The organism is Vibrio sp. SSH13-20 (genome assembly GCF_040104475.1).
In the GTDB taxonomy this organism is placed as follows: Bacteria; Pseudomonadota; Gammaproteobacteria; order Enterobacterales; family Vibrionaceae; genus Vibrio; species Vibrio harveyi.
Genome location: NZ_JBECOU010000010.1, coordinates 26469 through 44762, shown reverse-complemented (window position 1 = coordinate 44762; position 18294 = coordinate 26469). Strand labels below are relative to the sequence as shown.

General features: G+C 44.7%; 15 protein-coding genes. All 15 read right to left on the bottom strand.

The genetic code is table 11. The features are described from left to right. Positions 1-32 precede the first annotated feature (32 nt). The 15 genes from ABMY42_RS23350 to ABMY42_RS23280 all read right to left on the bottom strand — a co-directional run bounded on the left by ABMY42_RS23350 (position 33) and on the right by ABMY42_RS23280 (position 18289). Positions 33-3911, bottom strand: coding sequence for a YhdP family protein (locus tag ABMY42_RS23350; RefSeq protein WP_349266848.1), 3879 nt, complete (start codon positions 3909-3911; stop codon positions 33-35). An 11-nt stretch (positions 3912-3922) separates the two neighbouring features. Next, positions 3923-5392: a ribonuclease G gene (rng, locus tag ABMY42_RS23345; protein WP_005444363.1), complete on the bottom strand. Its 1470-nt coding sequence runs from the start codon at positions 5390-5392 to the stop codon at positions 3923-3925. Positions 5393-5410: 18 nt separating this feature from the next. Beyond that, on the bottom strand, positions 5411-5980 hold the full coding sequence (locus tag ABMY42_RS23340) for a Maf family protein (RefSeq protein WP_009703017.1): 570 nt from the start codon (positions 5978-5980) through the stop codon (positions 5411-5413). 4 nt (positions 5981-5984) lie between these two features. After that, positions 5985-6473, bottom strand: a complete 489-nt coding sequence (gene mreD / locus ABMY42_RS23335) for a rod shape-determining protein MreD (RefSeq protein ID WP_005444359.1) — start codon at positions 6471-6473, stop codon at positions 5985-5987. Further along, on the bottom strand, positions 6463-7353 hold the full coding sequence (gene mreC, locus ABMY42_RS23330; RefSeq protein WP_005444357.1) for a rod shape-determining protein MreC: 891 nt from the start codon (positions 7351-7353) through the stop codon (positions 6463-6465). The genes mreD and mreC overlap by 11 nt, the downstream gene beginning before the upstream one ends. 147 nt (positions 7354-7500) lie before the next feature. Then, on the bottom strand, positions 7501-8544 hold the full coding sequence (locus tag ABMY42_RS23325; RefSeq protein ID WP_005381144.1) for a rod shape-determining protein: 1044 nt from the start codon (positions 8542-8544) through the stop codon (positions 7501-7503). Positions 8545-8696: 152 nt separating this feature from the next. Beyond that, the gene (locus ABMY42_RS23320) at positions 8697-13118 is read right to left on the bottom strand and encodes a DUF6701 domain-containing protein (protein ID WP_349266847.1); all 4422 of its coding nucleotides are present in this window, start codon (positions 13116-13118) and stop codon (positions 8697-8699) included. Positions 13119-13126: 8 nt separating this feature from the next. Then, positions 13127-13570, bottom strand: coding sequence for a hypothetical protein (locus ABMY42_RS23315; protein WP_005533762.1), 444 nt, complete (start codon positions 13568-13570; stop codon positions 13127-13129). After that, complete coding sequence (locus tag ABMY42_RS23310) at positions 13560-14273, bottom strand: prepilin-type N-terminal cleavage/methylation domain-containing protein (protein WP_017187901.1); 714 nt, start codon at positions 14271-14273, stop codon at positions 13560-13562. Before ABMY42_RS23310 ends, ABMY42_RS23315 begins: the two co-directional genes overlap by 11 nt. Continuing rightward, complete coding sequence (locus ABMY42_RS23305) at positions 14273-14854, bottom strand: type II secretion system protein (RefSeq protein WP_349266846.1); 582 nt, start codon at positions 14852-14854, stop codon at positions 14273-14275. Before ABMY42_RS23305 ends, ABMY42_RS23310 begins: the two co-directional genes overlap by 1 nt. Beyond that, positions 14851-15399, bottom strand: coding sequence for a prepilin-type N-terminal cleavage/methylation domain-containing protein (locus tag ABMY42_RS23300; RefSeq protein ID WP_017187903.1), 549 nt, complete (start codon positions 15397-15399; stop codon positions 14851-14853). Before ABMY42_RS23300 ends, ABMY42_RS23305 begins: the two co-directional genes overlap by 4 nt. Before the next feature lie 119 nt (positions 15400-15518). After that, positions 15519-15749 carry an MSHA biogenesis protein MshA gene (locus ABMY42_RS23295; protein ID WP_005432800.1) on the bottom strand — a complete coding sequence of 77 codons (231 nt, stop codon included), beginning with the start codon at positions 15747-15749 and terminating at the stop codon, positions 15519-15521. 68 nt (positions 15750-15817) lie between these two features. After that, a complete protein-coding gene (locus tag ABMY42_RS23290) occupies positions 15818-16309 on the bottom strand; it encodes a type II secretion system protein (RefSeq protein WP_017187904.1) in 492 nt (163 codons plus the stop codon). Between the two features lie 290 nt (positions 16310-16599). Continuing rightward, positions 16600-17061 (bottom strand): hypothetical protein, encoded by a 462-nt coding sequence (locus tag ABMY42_RS23285; protein ID WP_053050432.1) that lies wholly within the window; start codon positions 17059-17061, stop codon positions 16600-16602. Between the two features lie 4 nt (positions 17062-17065). Beyond that, positions 17066-18289 carry a type II secretion system F family protein gene (locus tag ABMY42_RS23280; protein ID WP_005444339.1) on the bottom strand — a complete coding sequence of 408 codons (1224 nt, stop codon included), beginning with the start codon at positions 18287-18289 and terminating at the stop codon, positions 17066-17068. Positions 18290-18294 lie beyond the last annotated feature (5 nt).

Genomic DNA, 18294 nt, shown 5'->3' with positions numbered 1-18294 from the left:
ATTCCTTGTTCGTCAGAAGACTAACCGCGCAATTACTTCGCTTGCTCACGCAGTTTTTCTGGCAACTTGTATTCACCTTTGCTTCGTGAAATCTCTTTTACAGTAGGTGAATCCAGAGGACCTTTCACTTCGTAGTTAACTTGCGTGAAGACTTCCACTACTGGAGAGATAACCGTCGAAATCGCCAGTACGTACAACGCCGTTTGAGGCGCTACAGCAAAGGCAGTCAGCATAGGCAAACCTGAAGTAATGTCCGGAGTAAAGTTCACTTCCGCATCCACCAAGCGGGTGTTCATATCGGCGATGCCACGAATCTTCATTTCACCGGCCAGTGCATCCATCACAATATCGTTGGTGATAAATACGCCATCTTGGATTTTGCCTGTACCCGTGATTGAGTTGAATGCCATCCCTTTGTCGAACACGTCAGTAAAGTCGAGCTGCATCTTACGAATGATCGAATCAAGACTAAACAGACCAAGCAATCGCGCCGCGCCACTCACTTCGGTGATCACGCCTTTACCAAATTCGGTAGAGACGTCACCTTGCAAACTTTGAGTCTTCATCGACCACGGCGCGCCATCCCAGTCTAGGTTGGCATTGATTTCAAACGGCGCTTGTTGGATGCCAGAGGTTATCCCAAAGCGCTCCATCAAATCACTGTTATTATCACCCTTAACTTTCATGGATAGGTTTGAATGACTTCGCTCTTTGGTTAGCTCCCACCAACCGTTCATATCAATACGGTTTTGACCACTACTGAAAGTTACGTTCTTCCATTCAAGTCGATTATTGCCACGCTCGACATCCACGTTTACCTTGCCGACCTTGTAACCTTGCAACCAGAAATCATCAATGTTCAAAGTTAAGTTTGGCATTTCTGCATGGAACTTGCGGTCAAAGTTTGAGATCAGTGGTGCGCTCTGGTCTTCACTAGCGAACAGAGAACTGCGCTCTTTCGTCATCTCATCAAAACCTGGAATATACAGGTGTAAATGCTCCAATGAGACGGACAAATCATACGGTTTGAGGTAATTGGCTTTGCCTTTCACTTCTTGGCTATCAACATCGAGCTGCCAGCTTAGATTCTTCTTACGTGCATTCAAATCCACATCGTGAAACTCGATACCACCAAGCTCCAAATTCTTCACATCCATGCTAATACGCGTTGGAAGTGGAACAGTCGGTGTTTTCATGCTCGACAAAACAGACTGTGTGGTACTTTGTGGAACGTGCATTAAATCCGCCCACTTATCGAGGCTCAAATCATCCAAACGAATTGAGGCGTCGTGTCCTACCACAGGGCTGATTTTGAAACCGCCGTTCCCCACAACGAGATTTGTTGCGGTCAATACTGGGACATCGCCTGAAATGTCGATTTCCGTTTGGTATTTCGCATTTGGGATCTGCAAACGAGCCGAAACACTTTCTTGGTTTCCAGAAGCTTGGAGCTTCGCTTGCCCTTTTTCGCCCCGTTTTTTCCCAAGCGGGTACGGATATTCACTTGCTAACTGACTAAGCTGAGCAAGCACATCCACTTGATAGGTAAAACCCACATCGTTGAGTTGTAGATCGATGTCCATTTGCCATGGTGCATGACCTGAAACAAGGCTTAACCAACGCTCGCCAAGGTAAGGTTTGAGTGGGTCTACCTCCCAATCACCAAGGGTATTGATGGCCACATTGTAGCCTTGTTCGGCGTTCTCACCACGAAAGTCCAGTGAGATTGGCTGCTTCAACAATTCAGCAGATAGACCAGAAGTAGTCACTACATCGTTATCGAACTTGATACGGCCAGTCGCGTTCTCTAACGTCATCGGCGGCGCATCAATATCTACGCGGTTGTTCTTAAGATCCGCATAGCCCCATGCGCGAGCGTCTTTCTCGGTATCAAATGGGATATTGAGTTGGAATTCTGAATAAACAGGACCACTAACTTGCAGTGCGGTCAACGCAGCCCCCACAGAGTCAACCAGTGGTGTTGCCATCATGTAGTCACGAACTTCATTACCCGGTGCGCTTGCTTTCGCTTCGATCTCGATATGGCCACCTTCTGCAAGCTCGGGAATGCGACCTGTGATTCGCTTCGCTTTCACGCCATTTAACGTGGCAGACTTCGAATCCAAGTACATGGCATCATTTTCAAACAACAAATCGAGTTGTAAATCTGTAATGGTTGGCCAAGCAGTATCAAAGCTGAACTTCGCATTCTTCAATCCAACCCATGCTTGGAACATGCCGTTATGCTCTTTATACGGGAAGTCACCTAGCTCGCCATACCAAAGCAGCTTCGCAGTATTGACCTTACCACCCTGAATCGCAGTAGATAGGTAGTCTGTCAAATCTTGCCCAAGTGCTAGAGTTGGAAGGTAACGCCACGTTTCACCAGCGTTGTAGAGATCAGCTTCTGCATAAAACGACAGAAATGGGCTTTGCTCTTTCGGGAAATCGAGACGGAACGCACCCAGCACTTGCAGATCGGGTGTCGCCGCAGTCACTTTATCAGACCACAAACGCCAACCATCTTCATCTTGCTGCCAAACGATGTCGACTTCACCCTGCTTGATGTTTAAAGGCGCTTGGAATACGTCCCCATATGGGAAGACATCATCGATAACCGTCACTTTCGCTTTTGCTTGTTCTAGGTTACCCGATACTTTGCCTTGCACATGACTAAAGCCAGGCAGCAGCTCCCACTGCGTTAAACCCAATTCATCCAGTTCGGCTGAGTAACGTAGTGTATCTAAACCACCATTCATCGACAGGCGAATGTCCTCCACTCGTCCTTTCGGCGCTAGTTTATCTAGCAAATCCGTAGTGGATTCTGATTTAGGTGCTAGCTTAACGAGCGGGGTTAACGCTTCAATGTCTAATTGGGATAAGTTGAGTAGCCAGCCACCTGGTTGCCAATCAAAGGCAACATCCAGCTCAGGCCATGGTCGGTCATCGGTGCGGATTTGCAGTGAGTGACCATTTACTTTCCAGCCTTCTTTATCTGGTGAAAGCTTGAAAATACCAGACTCCAGCAGCAGTTCATGACGCCCTTTCTCATTCCACACTAACTCAGAGGGTTGCAGATCGACATAAGCGTAACTTGGTTGGCTGTGTTGCAACGTCAACCAAGTGTTGAGACTCACTTTGCCTGACTCAACGCCAGACTCATCTTGCATGTAAGTGGTTAGCCAAGGCGTCACAGACACATCTTTTGCACTTACGTAAAATTCACCTGAGATATCACGCAGCGAACCATAATCTTTGAAGTTAGCACGCACTAACAATGAGTTGAGACTTGCGTCCGCAATGCTCACTGTGCCTTCCGCTAAGTGATGCTTACCTTGGTTGCTCCAACGTAATTGCTCGATGTCCAAGCGGCGTGTTTCACCAGACACTGACTTGTACCAAATACGTGAGTCGGTAATCGTGAAATCTTCAAACTGACGCAGTAACAAGGAGTCCAACTGATCAATCAGCTTTGATTCACTTTGGCTGACATTCGCTGCTGGGTCGTTATTTTCTGATTTAGACAACAAATCAACGGTACGAATATCTAACGCCAAGTCATCAATGGTGAGATCTGCGACCACAGGCTTAAACTTTAGGAGAGATTGAATCAAGTCGAATTCAATATGAATTTCATCCACGGCAAAGCGCGCGTCTTGGTTATTCGGCAGATTCGCTTCTAAGCCTTGCAGTGCGATAGAGGGATGGCTATTACGCCAAGAGCCAGCAACGCTGGCAATAGAAAAGTCAAAACCTGTGCCTTGCTTGACCCAGGTTTTGATCTCATCTTGGAAGTGGTTAAGTTGTGGCAATGCTACGCGTAGTGTGGTTACTAAGATGGCTAAAAGCACCAATAACGTCACTAAAGTCCACGCGCAGAAACGCCCGAAACGGTTAAAACCAGAATTCACAAATTTTCCAATTACATCATGACGACGTCAAACTGCTCCTGAATGTACAGGGGCTCAGCTTGAATACGAACTTGCTTACCAATAAATACTTCGAGTTCAGCCAGTGCGTGAGATTCATCACCCAATAGTGTTTCCGCTACGTATGGTGACGCGTATACGACAAAGTTGTCTGCATCATAAGCACGGTTCACTCGGGTAATTTCACGTAGGATCTCGTAACACACGGTCTCTACTGTCTTCACGCTACCGCGACCTTCACAAGTAGGACAGCTAGAACATAAGATATGTTCAATACTTTCGCGCGTACGCTTACGAGTCATCTCAACTAAGCCTAGCTGAGTAAAGCCATTAATGTTGGTCTTCACTCGATCTTTTGAGAGCGCCGTTTCCAACGAAGTTAGTACACGCTTACGATGTTCTTCTGACGCCATATCGATAAAGTCGATAATGATAATGCCGCCTAAGTTGCGTAGACGCAGCTGACGAGCGATCGCTTGAGTCGCTTCAACATTAGTGTTGAAGATGGTTTCTTCAAGATTACGACGACCGACAAACGCGCCAGTATTGATGTCGACCGTTGTCATTGCTTCAGTTTGATCAATGATTAGGTAGCCACCTGACTTAAGCTCAACTTTACGTTCCAGAGAGCGTTGGATTTCGTTCTCTGTGTCGTACATATCGAAGATTGGCTTATCGCCTTCGTACAACTCAAGCTTATCAGTCAGCTCAGGAACATACTCAGACGTAAACTCTTTCAGGTTCTCGTATTCAAGACGAGAGTCAACCATAACCTTGTCTAGCTCAGTGCCAACAAAATCACGCAGGATGCGTTGTGCCAAGCCTAACTCACCGTACAAGGTCGAACGGGTTTTGTACTTCGAGCGACGCTCCATGACTTTCTGCCATAAGCGCTTCAAAAATGCCGCATCTTGAGAGAGCTCTTTTTCGTCTGCACCTTCTGCCGCAGTACGAATAATAAAACCACCGTGCTCGTCGCAGTAGTGGTTAACCACTTTCTTTAGACGCTCACGTTCACTTTCACTTTCGATACGCTGAGAAACGCCAACATGGCTAGCCCCAGGCATAAAGACAAGATAACGTGATGGGAGGGTAATATCAGTCGTCAGGCGAGCGCCCTTGGTACCTAGTGGGTCTTTAACCACCTGCACAACAATATCCTGACCTTGGCGAACCAACTCAGAAATATCACGAACTTGAAATTGTTGCTTTTCGTTTTCCGCCACACACTCAGTATGCGGAACAATATCTGACGCGTGCAAGAATGCCGCTTTATCTAAACCAATATCGACAAACGCCGCTTGCATGCCCGGCAATACTCGGCTCACTTTGCCTTTATAAATATTGCCAACAATGCCACGGCGCGATTCTCGTTCTATATGAACTTCTTGTAGTACTCCACCTTCAATCATGGCCACACGAGTTTCACTCGGGGTCACGTTAAGCAGCAATTCTGCACTCATGTGCACACCTCAAAACAATTATAAAAATTCTTGAATTAGCTGATCGGTTTCGAACAAAGGTAAGCCTACTACGGCGTGATAACTGCCTTCGATTCGGGTGACGAAACGCCCACCGAGTCCTTGAATACCATAACTTCCAGCTTTATCGCATGGTTCGCCTGACTGCCAGTATCGTTCTATTTCTTCTTCAGTCAGAGTTTTGAACCACACGTCAGTGATAACGACCACTGAGTGTTGTTGTTCTTTTGATACGACGCTCACCGCAGTCATCACTTGATGCTGACGACCCGATAAATCGCTGAGCATGCGTTTTGAATCTTCGAAATTTTTTGGTTTTTCTAATACGTGGTTATCGCACACCACCACGGTATCGGAGCCCAATACAACGGAATCAGGCTTAGCCATCGCTAAGCCTGCTTGAGCTTTTTCCAGAGAGAGACGCAAAACATAGTCTTTTGCTTGCTCGTGATCTTGTTTGGCTTCCTCTATATCAGGAAGCACAATATCAAAGTCATAACCTAGTTGAGCAAGCAACTCTTTTCTTCTCGGAGAACCCGATGCGAGAACGAGGGATAAGCCCTTTTTCACAACGCTACCTTACGTGCCATGCGCGACGGACGCGTCGCATTAATAAAAACATCCATGGCCAAAGTATACAGTTTATTGCCGCAGTCCACAGAGATAATGGATTAAATACTACGTCCTGGTTCAAATATTCCCCACAGAATATAAGAAGTTCCAGTAGCACGGTAAAAAAGGCAATCAAAATCGATTGTTGCCACAATGCCATGTTACGAATCACCAAGAAGTTCAACGCAACCAAGTAGATAACGATCGACATCATCATCCCTCGGATCCCGAGCGTCGAGCCAATCAAAATATCCCAAAGCAAACCTAAAACCAGAGCGGTACCAACGTTAACACGATGCGGCAGTGCCAGCACCCAATAACAGGTAACGAGGAACAGCCATGATGGACGTAGTAAATCCAAAACGCCTGGCCATGGAATAGTTTGCAGGACTAGCGCAACGAAGAAGCTGACGCCGATGACCATTCGGCTTCTAAATACACTATTGGCCATCGGTTACCTCTTGTTCTGAACCTTCTTCTACATTGGACTGCAGTACTTTGTGTTGACGGTCTTCATTCGGCCAAATCAATAGCAAGTAGCGCAGACGATCAAACTCAACCACAGGTTCCGCTTTGATTGATGCGAATTCTTGGCGAGTATCGTGATCCACATTCGTAACAGTTGCGACTGGGTAGCCTTCTGGATAGATACCACCAAGACCCGATGTCACCAGCAAATCGCCGACTTGGATATCGGTACTGGTTGGGATGTGCTCTAGTTGGATTTCATCCACTTCACCATTACCGGAAGCGATAACACGAATATCGTTACGAATCACTTGGACTGGAATTGCGTTTTTCGCATCTGTTAACAACAAGACACGTGCGTTGTGCGCGGCCACAAACGTTACCTGACCAACGATACCTTTCTCGTTGATCACAGGTTGACCAACGTAAACGCCATCAATACGACCTTTATCTATCACCACTTGGTGACGGTACGGTGACGTGTCCACAGCCATCACTTCTGTGACGACTTTCTTCTCGTCACGGACGAATGAAGAGCCGAGCAGTTTACGCAGGCGTTGGTTTTCTTCTTTATACTGGTCGAGCAAGATCAGCTCGCTCTTCAGGCGAAGCACTTCGCGCTTCAAATTGCGATTGCCTTCAATCAGTGCCTGACGAGTATTTAAACTCTCGAACATTCCATCGAACATGCTACGAGGCAAATTAGCTGCGTATTGGATTGGCGCAACCATACTGTTCAATAGGTATCGGACGTTGGAAAACGTATCTAGACGGTTATCAGCCAGCATCAAGCTCGCCGACACGATGACAGCAAAAAACAGACGCAATTGCAGAGATGGACCTCTGCCAAAAATCGGTTTCATCTTGTTTTTAACCTGATTGCTACCATGATTATTGAGCCTTACTTGGCAACCTGAGAATCTGACATGAAGAGATTCTAGGTATGGAGCAGATTGAAATTACAGAGAGCGGAAATGAAGGTGAAGCCCATATGGACTCCACCCTGCACTTTATTCTTCAGAGAATAGATCGCCACCGTGCATGTCGATCATTTCTAGTGCTTTACCGCCGCCACGAGCCACACAGGTTAGTGGATCTTCAGCGATAACCACTGGAATACCAGTTTCTTCCATTAGTAGACGGTCAAGGTCTTTCAGTAGTGCACCACCACCTGTTAACACCATACCGTTTTCAGAGATATCAGACGCAAGCTCTGGTGGACACTGTTCTAGTGCAACCATCACTGCCGATACGATGCCTGACAGTGGCTCTTGTAATGCTTCTAGGATTTCGTTTGAGTTCAGGCTAAAGCTGCGTGGCACACCCTCTGCAAGGTTACGACCGCGAACTTCGATCTCTTGAACTTCATCACCAGGGTAAGCAGAACCGATTTCGTGTTTGATCTTTTCAGCCGTTGCTTCACCGATCAAGCTGCCGTAGTTACGACGTACGTAGTTGATCACAGCTTCATCAAAGCGGTCACCACCGATACGTACAGAAGAAGAGTAAACCACACCGTTTAGTGAGATAACCGCAACTTCAGTTGTACCACCACCGATATCAACCACCATTGAACCTGTTGGCTCAGAGACACGCAGACCTGCACCGATTGCTGCCGCCATTGGCTCATCAATTAGGTAAACTTCGCGCGCACCGGCACCTAGTGCAGATTCACGAATCGCACGACGCTCAACTTGAGTAGAACCACAAGGAACACAAACCAGTACACGTGGGCTTGGTTTAAGGATGCTGTTGTCATGCACTTGCTTAATGAAGTGTTGAAGCATTTTTTCTGTTACGTAGAAGTCAGCGATAACGCCATCTTTCATTGGACGGATAGCTGAGATGTTACCTGGCGTACGACCAAGCATCTGTTTTGCCGCATGGCCTACAGCAGCAACGCTTTTTGCAGAACCTACACGATCTTGACGAATAGCAACTACAGAAGGTTCATCAAGGACAATACCCTGTCCCTTTACGTAAATTAGAGTGTTGGCAGTACCTAAATCGATAGATAGGTCGTTTGAAAACATGCCACGAAGTTTTTTAAACATATTCTTCGCTCATCCTGCAAAAATTTAGAAGACAAAAATTGTCCTAAATGTACCAATGCCTCGCTGTCACAGCAAGGCATTGGTACACAAACATGAGCAGAAAGCCTCAATTTCTTGCAGTTTCCTTACTTAACGCAAGAAACCGAAGTTTGTTATTGTCCGGTTAAGCCCGGTTCACCACGATAAATCACTCGGTCATTGCCTCGATGAATACCAAACGTGACTACCGATGATGGGTTTTCTTCGGAGCCATCTTTATCCCAGTCGTATTTGAGCCAAGGGAGCGAATTGCCACCACCTTCAAGATTAAGCCATACGCGAGTTTGCTGGCGATACGGCTCTGCTTCTTTTGCTGTTACAGAACGAGAATGACCAGAAGCGACCTCTCCACCAGCCCCTAACGTGACATCCTTAGGTTTCGCATTATTACCTTTTGGCCAAATATGCTCTTGTTTAGCCTTCACACCAGTAACATCGGTTTGGCTGTCATTTGGGTTAGCAATAAAACGGCTACCATTCCAGTATTCAACTCGTAATGGCACTCTCAACGTCGAGCCTTGGTTGCCACCGACATCATCTAGGTCTACACGGCCAAAGCGGATGTCAGGTTGGGTAGGCAATAACCCCTCGCTTCCATCGATAGATACTGGATCCTTATTATCATCCGCAGATTTGATTGATATCGCCGTATCTTTCGCGTTCTCGTTAAAGTTGAGCGGACCATCTGGGTAACTTGAGCCAGAACCTTTTAATAGCTTTAACCCATCCGTCGTTGAACCAGTAAACTTACCTAGACTTCTTGAAGTGACATAAGCAGCACCATTATTCACCCAAGTCCCCGTATAGGTTTTGTTCAAAATAAAACGAGGCTGATAAGAGCTAGTATCTTTCAAACCAAATTTTGCTTGTAAGCCACTAGAGAAGAAGGCGTAGTTTGTTAAAGCGCCTTTATCCGCATTTAATGCCTCAACATAAAACTCCTCGACGCCAAAGCTTTGTCTCATATAAGCAAAGTTTTCTTTATGTGGGTAAGCCCATTGATTTCCTTTCGCTTCATCAACTCGGAAATACTTAGGGTAGAAACGACCAATATTTTCTTCTGCTGGCGTAATGGTGAAAGCTTTACTACCGAGATACGTTTCAGGTGGTGTAATCGTAAAGTCAAAAGCACCAACTTCGGACACAGTTTGCGTCACTGACCCCGTACCATTAGTTAGATTGATATGATCGTATGTGGTCGTCCCTAAAGTACCAGGAATCGCACTATCAAACTGCGGGTAAGATACTTTATGACTAATCGTTAAACCTGATTGTTGATAGTTTTGTGCTGGCTTCTTGTCATCACCAAATTGATAAGCCGTCACTTTCATTGTGAACTCTTCTCCAGCAGCAACAAGTTTCTGGCTACAAGAGCCTGAACCGCACAGACCACCATCAACCGTCAATTTGAGATATGCTGGAAAACTCACAAAGCTATTCTGTCCTAACGAATCCTTTTCATCTTTTATTTTCGCCTTCAGCGCGACTTTGCCTGCCTCTGGATACTTTAAGTTGAAGTAAGCTTTACCTTGCTTATTAAAGTAGACATCAGCAACCTCAACAGTATTTGTCCCAACGGTAACCTCGTTACTGAAAGAACCATCTCTCTTTTTGAAAGAGACATAAGCGGGGACTGATACTGCATTGCTTGTCGGTTCGATTCTTTCAATGGATAACTGAACATCTCGATTTTCGCCGTCACCGCCCTGTTGGCTTGGTGAACTACAAAACTCCAAATAAGGCGAACTTTGATTGCTATATTGTGCCTGTCCTTTGGTATTGAAGAATGGCTTACCAGCGACCTTATCTGGAACCGTTACACCCAACGCCGCAGAGTTAAATACGATATTACAGTTTTGCTCAGATAGCGGACCACCAGCGATACGACACTTCGCTCCGTCAAAACCAAACTGTGGAACCGAGCTACTTGCAATTCCAAGTTTTGCTGAACCTGATTGGAACGCTTGTAGCTTCAACGAAACAGAGTCAGAGAACGTAACATGATCTCCCCCTTCCCATGCGACAAGAGAATCCGATTGTGGCAATAAGGACACCGTCACAGGATCAACCGTTGCTCCTGGGTTCGAGCTCAATACTGAAGATGGGTACGTTTTTGAACAAGAAGCATCCATACATGCTCGTAGTGTTACCTCGGACGCCTGACAAATACTGCCAGTACCAGCGTAATCAAATTCGAAGTGGTGAATGCCTTCCGTTATTTTCTGGTATTTATCGGCACAAACTTGGAAGTTATCCATTTCATGTACGTTGGTAATGTCACCAGTCGAGGCGGTAATCGACACGCGGAAATTTTCTGGAGGCGTGGTTTGCCCAAAACCTCTCATAACATCAAATTTGGAGATCAATGTTGTCCAAGAGTTCGCACTACCGATCTTACGCTGAATCGTAATGTAGACTTTACCTTGTTGTTTAGAATCGATGATAACTTTGTATCTATGATTAGGATCGCGGCGTCTATCTAAGTCACCAACATTGTGGTTACCTTTGATATAGCGATAACCTCCCATCCATTGCCCAGACCCGTTCTTAATCCCAGAACCACGAATTGCGACTGTATTTGGCTTAAACCCTGGTCGGTAATGACTATCCTCAAAGCTACCTTCTCTTGAGTAGTTGCCGTATTCATCGATACCAAACCCAAGCCAACCGCCAGCAAAGCCTTGTATGTTAGGTTTCACACCATAGCCAAGTGGACCACCAAATGCCCCAGTTTGTGGCGGCACATTAGCATCAGATAAAACCAATGCCACACCATCAGCCCCAGATCCGGAGTGCGCATAGTGGTCAAACTCCACTTCAAGATAGTTATCTTTCGAAGGGAATAGATAGTTGTATGCCGATGCTGTTGCTTGATTTCTTTGAGACGAGTTTAAAACGAATCGTCCACCAGATGGTGTAGGTTTGATGCTTTGCCCAAAGCCAATAACAGACCAGTTGCTAATATCATTAGCATTAAAGTCTTCCATTGGAAGTAAGTTACATTGTGTTGGTTCAGGGTCAGGGGGGGTAGTACCACAAAACTCATAGAAGTCATCGTAACCGGATCCTGAACTTACATTAACTGGACATTCGCCTTTTGATTGGGAGCTGTTACAACTTGGGTCATTTAACCCACAAAACGCAACCAAATTTCCGTTGTAATAATATGAAGAGTTCAACTGCCCACACAACGTAGAGTTGTTAGAAATACTGACATACTTGTTATTGGGAAAACCTACTGCTTTCATGTCAGCAAGAATTTTCGCTCCAGAAAGAGCCATCCCTTTATTTTTGGTACTTACAGTGCCAAATACAGAGGCATTTGTGACATGCAGATACTTTTTAGTTGATACATCATCACCAACAAATGAGTTGTTAATATTTGCACCATCACCAGAGCTTGACGCTTCTCCACAAATATAGGAGTTATTAATTACGTGAAGGTACTCTTTAACATTAACATCACCTTTAACTTTAGAGTGCTCAATTCGCCCACCTTCATTTGCACTAGAAACAGTGCCTGACACTTGTGAAGATTGCACATCGACGTATCCCTTAGCAGCAATATCTCCGCCAATTTGGCTGCTATTAATTGCCATGCTCTGATTGCGCCCTTGAGTATTATCAATATCGCCAGACACACTAGAGTCAGATACACGAATAAAACCTTTGGCGGTGATATCACCAGAAACAGACGAGTTATTTAATACTTCAACCGCAGGGTTACCACTGCTACGAGAGGTAACATCTCCATTCACATTCGTATTATTGAGTTGCACATAGTCTTCAGAAAATATGTATTGATTGATTCTGTAGTTAGTCACTTTTATGGATTCTTGAGCACTAACATACCCAGAAATGAGATGCGCGCTGTTTGATACAGCCTGAATACCACCGTGGGAAGAGGAAATGTGTCCGCCCACATCACCATTCGTTGTTTTTATCTGATCTCTCGCCTCGATATACGAGCCTACATCAACATTATTCAGTGTCACCCCACCGGCATAGCTATCAACATAGCCACCAACATCACTGTTGGCACCATTAATGTGTTTTTGAGCTATGACACTTTCTCCAACATTGACATTATCAAATACAACATCATTGTTAGAGCTCCTTATAAACCTAGATACAGTAGCGTCTGTTAAATTGATGTAACCACCATTATCGATACTACCGTAAATATATAAGTTACGAGCACTAAAAGAATTTCGGTCTAGGTTAAGGGAAAGATTCCGATTACTACTACCAATCGTATTATTACCACCGAAAGAAGAATATCGATCCAAATACAGTTGTGATACATAAGGACCGGCAACAATACTATCGCCATAATTTAGATTAACGCCTACTGTACATACGTAAGTGGAGTAGTTGCTTGTATAGTAGCCATTATTGGGGCAAGGGCTATTCCAAGCCACATATTCATTGTCGCTCCAAGACCAACGAGGAGTAAGGTCATACATAACTCCAGCAAGAGATTGAGCAGACAGCAAGCTATATGTGAGAGCCCCAAACATCATTATTTTTTTCATTATTTTATTTACTCCCTAACCCAAATCTCTTGTTGGCGCTGTACTTGTGCAACCCCGGAACCACAAATTGCTGTGGCTTGCACTCTGAAAAGAGATTCAGCTTCAGAGGTACCTGCATTAAAGGTACCGATATTTGAACATGTCATAGTATTGATTCGGCAACCCGAGCCTTGTGTAATCTGTGTAGGAGGAGATGTATTACCGTTTTCAATCTTAGAGCAAACATCAGCGATGACGGAGCCATCTGTGTTTAATGGATAAAGCTGAGTTAGTGCCCACTCATTGGCAGATTGAGCAATAAACCAAGCTTTGGTGCCCAAGAATTCTTTCGTTAATGTACTTTGGTTTGACCAACTTACTCTCATCAAAGAAGCAGCTAAGTACCCCATCACTATGATGACAAACAACACGACGATCAGAACACTACCTTGTTGGACATTTCTACGGAACATTGAGCACCTGCACGTCTTGTTGGTAAACACTACGCTCCCCGTTTTGAGTGAACTCTAAATTGATGTGTACAAGACCACCACGCTGCAACGTTGGCTCTAGATAGTACATATCACTTACAGAAGTATCGACACTATCCGCGACTGTAATTCCATTGCGCGTTATTTGATTATTTTCGAAGCAGTAGCGTACTTCAGACTTATCTTGATAGACGTAATGACGGCTCGAAATAGAAGAGCCCCCAATCGTACTGGCAGCCCCACTAATAACAAAGACATCACCAGTTTTGGCTAGACCACCAACATCTAAACTTTGTGAAGAAGAAGGTTGCAGATCTTCATAACGGCTCGGATTAATAACCATCCAAGCGTTAGCGGGCATTGGGTTTAACGTGGCGTCATTGCCCAATAAGAACTCCAAGTCGTTATTTGTCAGTGTGTAGAACCCTGAATACTCAATAGGTACAAACTCTAAACACTTCGTCGTGTCATCAGGCTCATGAAAACTATTCGGTACCGCATGGCGAATTTCTCGAGACATTTTCTCCAACACAAACTGGGCTTGAGTTTGCATACGTTGTCGGTCAATTGTATCCGCATAACCTTTCATACCAAGCTGAACATAACCCGCAATACCCAGCATGATAAAACTCCCGATCACAATGGTGACGATCATTTCCATTAAGGTAAAACCACGAGCTTTCATCAGTAGTTCCCTCTTATGGCAGTGAGTATTAATGGCTGAGTGTTGCTTGCAAAAATAGTAATAGTGATTTTTTTATAGTTAGTGGTGCCTGTCGTTTTCGCCGCAGATAAGTTGTCGTACGCAACTTCGACCTCAACACGGAAATTGCGATATTTATCTTCACCGCTCTTTCCTAATACATCAGCAATACTCCCACGCTTCACTCCTTGGCACTGACCTACCGTTGTAGACGTGCTCCAACACCCGATATAGTCATCTACATCATTAAAATCATTAGGCGTTGCCTCCAAAGAACCGTCGAGTTTTCTATCAGCACCTAATTTACTCACCTCAGTGCAATTCACACCGTTCTCACCACATCGAACAGTACCACCATCGAAGTCACTGTTTTCATCAAAGCCGCGCGCCAATATTTGCGACATAAATCCCTGCCCTAAGGCTGCTGCACGCATTTGATAATGAGGCATTGCTGAATCACGAATTTGAGGAACTAAAAAAGACGTAAACGCTACCATCGCAATCCCCATAAGAACGATGGCAATGATCATCTCAATAAGCGTCATACCAATGTGCTTTCTCATGAGCATGCTCCCTCCGAAACATAACCCTGAGGGTTGATCAATACTCGGCACTGGCTTTGACTGTTTTTATCTTGAATAAGAATAGAAATACCAGCAGAGGAAACATTGAGAGGATTACCCAATAGATCAAATTCAATGGGACTAGAGGCACCATTAATAATAGAAAACTGTGCTGAGTTATCGACAACAACATCGCTTCGAGCATCTCGTTCCTTACTAGCCAGATTGCACGCTGCACTGGCTCCTATACAAGTACTCGTAATCGATAGACAAAAGTTAGTGTAGCTAGAGTCCTCTCCAGCTTTGTAGCTACTGGGTAGACATCTTTCAGGATAAGACTTGTTTGGGATATTGATATTCGACTGCATGCGATTCACTTGAACTTGGCGAATCACAGAAATGGCTTGTTCTTGAAGTGCAAATGCAGACACACTGCCTTTGCCCATAAAACGGCTGGCAGCAAACAGGGAGAGAATAGATAAGAGAACGATCACTAAGATCAATTCCATCAAGGTAAACCCTAATGTGGAGCTGCGAATTTTCATAACCCAACCTTAGGCTTAAGACAAGCGAAGTAAGTATACGATGAAATTATGAGAATAATGATAGGCTTATAAGTTTTAAATTCGAAGTGTGAGCAAGTGTACAAATAACCACCAACAAGTTATTTCTCTCCTTTCGAGCGCTCCAATTCTTCTTCAATTCGATCGTAGGTTTCTTTATTGCTTAGCGTTTCAGAAACGTGCTCAGCGGTTTGCTTAGTTTGCTCCCACTTCGCTTCGTAAGTTTCTGGTTCAAAGCTGATAAATCTTGGCAATACCACATAACCGATCACACCTAAGATAATCAGCACAACTACAAATTCGATTGCACTAAGACCCGATGATTTACGCATATGAACTATTCCGAGATTAATCAAAATAAGGAGATAAAGGCCAGACTAGCTGGCCTTTATAACACCGATTAACAACCAGTATCTGTTACAACAGTTGTAGAAACTGCTGCTGAAGTTGCTTCAGTATAAGTCACGTAACAGTTACCTGCTTTTACCTTAGCTGCAGTGTTGCCTAAACCTTTTTTAAGGTCACCACTAATAAACGTAGCAACAAGTTTATTAGGAGTCGTACCCTCTAAAGCTAAAGCCCAATCTTCATCCAGACCAGTTACTGCATTGTTAAGGCCGTTATCTGCTGCTACTGGGTAACCGTAACCAACTAAAACATCCTCAACTTTAACATCGCTTCCTGGAGCTTTAGTTTCGATACCATCAATTGCTGATTTACCGAAAACAATACCCGAAGCACCATCAATCGCACCTTTTAGACCTTGCAATGAAGATTCACGAGCATCCGATTGCAGGTTAAGGAAACGTGGTGCTGCAGTTACCGCTAGAATACCTAGGATTACAATTACCACTACCAATTCGATAAGGGTGAAACCACCTTGTCTTTTCATTGTTTACTCTCTCTATGTAAGCATGCAGAGTGACTGCAAAATTTATCGGTCACACGACCATTTTGGATATTGTCAAAACGGTTTTGCGTCTCAACACACTAAGCGAAATTAGTTAGGTGAGTACTTTCTCTACCGCTTGAGCAGAATGACGATTCGCCATTGTTAAGTAAAAGCTGCGCTAAAAAGTAAATAACCAAATGGTTTACTTTCAATTACAACCTTTTTCTTATGGTAATGTTTGCATTATACCGACTTTCATTCCTATTTATAGTACTTAAGTGTCAAAAAATTCACTCCGCCGACATTTCGACGTCTATTTTCAGGTAATTAGCGTCAGATATAACGACAACTCTCTGTCCATTTTCATAAGTATAGTGACATGTATAACTATTACTTTTAATTGCTCCACGAATTTCTAACAACTCGCTCGCCATAATTTTACGTTGCGGGTAATGCACCGCTAACCAAAAGCCACAATCCAGAACCCCATCTTGACGAAATGGCGATACTAGACCTGCTTCTGTCATATCGAGTTCAAACCCATCCATCGACATATGTTTGGGCTCACCATGAACTATCCACGCCTGACGATAACGTTGCACGCTATCTTGCATCCAAACCTTGGCAAGCTTGGCTCCGGTGACTTGCGCTTGCTGTTCTACTGGCTTGAGGCTGTGCACAAACGCCACCAGCAAAATTAACCCAATAACGCCTGCAAGGATAAGCGTTGCGCGACTCTGATTTTCAACCACTGGTTTAGCCGCCTTTGATGATGTCCAGCATCCCCCACATTGGAAGGAAAATACCCAGTGCGAGCACCATAACCATGCCTGCCACAATGACCAAAAGTAGTGGTTCAATTCGAGCGGTCAGTGTCTTCAAGTCGTAATCCACTTCTCGATCGTAGAAGTCCGACACTTCTAAGAGAAGCTCATCGATACGACCAGTCTCTTCACCAACCGCTATCATTTGAATAACCAAAGGCGTAAAAATTTTACTGTTGATTGCCGTGACAGAAATGGTACTGCCCGCTTCAATAGCAGACTTCATTTCTAAAATTCGGTTTTCCAAGAACTTGTTGCCAAGCGCCTCACCGGCCAGAGCTAAAGACTGGTTTAGAGGTACACCGGATTTCAGCATCAACGAAAAGGTTCTTGAGAAACGAGATAGCTGTGCTCGGTTTACGATATCGCCCACGATTGGCAATCGTAGACGGAACTTATCGAACTTCTCTCGACCATCTGCGGTTGCAACCCAAGCTCTAAATAAAAAGAATGCCCCAACGATTGCCGCAATGAGCAGCCCCCAAAAATTCACAAAGAAGTTAGAGGTCGCAATCAGGATTCTGGTTGGCAAAGGAAGCTCCACCCCAAAACGGGTAAACATCGATGCAAACTCTGGGATCACCAGAATGTTCAAAATAAACATTGCTATAGTGATGAACACAATAACGAATGTTGGGTAACGCATTGCTGCTTTAATTCGCTTACGAGTTTCTAGTTCTTGCTCGTAGTAATTCGCCAATTGCAATAAAGCTTGGTCTAGTCGACCTGTGTTTTCACCAACGTTGATCATAGAAACAAACAACGGGCTGAATACCTTGGAATGTGGCTGCATTGCCGAGGACAAGCCACGACCATTGCTCAGCTCCGCTACCACATCTTCAAGCGCTTCTTTGAGCTGTTTGTTTTCGCAGTTTTGCAGCAGCCCACGCATAGAACGCAGCAGTGGTACACCAGCCTTCGTCAAACTAAATAGCTGGCGAGAAAACAGGATAATCACTTCAAGCGGAATCGCCGGTACGAACAATTTAGACAGGCTAACTTTGCTCTTTACCGCTTCTTTTTCCAAACGCAGGTTAAGAGGAATGATCCCCTTATTCATCAATGCTTCCGCTGCAGCTTCAGAATTCACAGCATCGACTTTGCCACTGGTGGATGAGCCGTCTAAAGTGCGACCTTGATAACGAAAAGTTGGCATTCACT

What these genes read in the sequence shown, in the direction of transcription:
- ABMY42_RS23325 (WP_005381144.1), bottom strand. Translation starts at nt 8,544, where the DNA reads ATGTTTAAAAAACTTCGTGGCATGTTTTCAAACGACCTATCTATCGAT.
- rng (WP_005444363.1), bottom strand. Translation starts at nt 5,392, where the DNA reads ATGAGTGCAGAATTGCTGCTTAACGTGACCCCGAGTGAAACTCGTGTG.
- ABMY42_RS23290 (WP_017187904.1), bottom strand. Translation starts at nt 16,309, where the DNA reads ATGAAAAGACAAGGTGGTTTCACCCTTATCGAATTGGTAGTGGTAATT.
- ABMY42_RS23310 (WP_017187901.1), bottom strand. Translation starts at nt 14,273, where the DNA reads ATGAAAGCTCGTGGTTTTACCTTAATGGAAATGATCGTCACCATTGTG.
- ABMY42_RS23305 (WP_349266846.1), bottom strand. Translation starts at nt 14,854, where the DNA reads ATGAGAAAGCACATTGGTATGACGCTTATTGAGATGATCATTGCCATC.
- mreC (WP_005444357.1), bottom strand. Translation starts at nt 7,353, where the DNA reads ATGAAACCGATTTTTGGCAGAGGTCCATCTCTGCAATTGCGTCTGTTT.
- ABMY42_RS23315 (WP_005533762.1), bottom strand. Translation starts at nt 13,570, where the DNA reads ATGTTCCGTAGAAATGTCCAACAAGGTAGTGTTCTGATCGTCGTGTTG.
- ABMY42_RS23300 (WP_017187903.1), bottom strand. Translation starts at nt 15,399, where the DNA reads ATGAAAATTCGCAGCTCCACATTAGGGTTTACCTTGATGGAATTGATC.
- mreD (WP_005444359.1), bottom strand. Translation starts at nt 6,473, where the DNA reads ATGGCCAATAGTGTATTTAGAAGCCGAATGGTCATCGGCGTCAGCTTC.
- ABMY42_RS23320 (WP_349266847.1), bottom strand. Translation starts at nt 13,118, where the DNA reads ATGAAAAAAATAATGATGTTTGGGGCTCTCACATATAGCTTGCTGTCT.
- ABMY42_RS23295 (WP_005432800.1), bottom strand. Translation starts at nt 15,749, where the DNA reads ATGCGTAAATCATCGGGTCTTAGTGCAATCGAATTTGTAGTTGTGCTG.
- ABMY42_RS23280 (WP_005444339.1), bottom strand. Translation starts at nt 18,289, where the DNA reads ATGCCAACTTTTCGTTATCAAGGTCGCACTTTAGACGGCTCATCCACC.